General features: G+C 48.2%; 1 protein-coding gene. It reads left to right on the forward strand.

The window, feature by feature from the left end:
- On the forward strand, positions 1–457 hold a 457-nt coding region (locus AB4585_RS23340; protein WP_372171163.1), incomplete at its 5' end, for a flagellar basal body rod C-terminal domain-containing protein.
- Between the last annotated feature and the right edge of the window lie 37 nt (positions 458–494).

Consider the following 494-nt stretch of genomic DNA (forward strand, 5'->3'; position numbering starts at 1 on the left):
GGAAGGGGAGCCAGAGGAATTGTATACCCGAGCGGGGGATATGGTTCTCAATGATGAGGGTGAGGTGACTATCGGAGGTCGCTCTGTTCTTACTGAGGATGGTCCTTTGGTGTTGCCTCTCTATCAGAGTATCCAAGTTTCAAATGATGGTGTTGTGAGTGTCGTTGCGCCTGGTGATGCTGATGGGCAGGAGGTGGCGGCACTTAAGCTTGTCAATCCGACGAATTCAGAAGTGACTTTGGATCGTTCTGGGCTGTTTCGGAGCTTAACGGGCGAACCGTTGGATGCTGCAGATGATGTAACTATGCGCTCTGGTTTTCTTGAGGGATCGAATGTATCGGTCATTGAAGAACTAACTGGCATGCTCAAGTTGAGTCGTCAGTTTGAAGTCAACGTGAAAATGATGGTAGCTGCGCAAGATATTGGACGCGCAGGTAATGAAGTGATGCAGGCTTAACGCCGGATAAATCGGAATACACAAATAATATGAATAC

The sequence above is a fragment of the Vibrio sp. 10N.222.49.C9 genome (assembly GCF_041474985.1).
In the GTDB taxonomy this organism is placed as follows: Bacteria; Pseudomonadota; Gammaproteobacteria; order Enterobacterales; family Vibrionaceae; genus Vibrio; species Vibrio crassostreae_C.